Raw genomic sequence first — 255 nt, forward strand, 5'->3', positions numbered from 1 at the left:
TGATACCGGTGTCCAGCACGCCGACCTTCAGCGCGAAGGTGCCCGGCACGCCCTCGGGCACCGTCTGGAACCACTCGACGATCTCGATCAGATAGCCCAGCGGCTCGACCACACGACGCAGCGCGCCGATGGTGCCCTTGTGCTTGTGGATGTAAAACGACGCCTTGATTGCCGCGCGCTTGGTGGCCTCGGTCCACCGGTAATCCCAGCGATCCACTGACCACGCCCACGCCAGATGCGGCAGCAGATGCACCG

At 65.1% G+C, this 255-nt stretch carries 1 protein-coding gene; it reads right to left on the bottom strand.

Annotation, left to right across the window (positions count from 1 at the left end):
- Positions 1-255, bottom strand: a 255-nt coding sequence (locus AACY19_RS27705) for a phage tail protein I (RefSeq protein ID WP_339454677.1), incomplete at both ends; no start/stop codon positions are given.

This window comes from Pseudomonas sp. EA_5y_Pfl2_R50 (assembly GCF_963970475.1).
Classification (GTDB): Bacteria; Pseudomonadota; Gammaproteobacteria; order Pseudomonadales; family Pseudomonadaceae; genus Aquipseudomonas.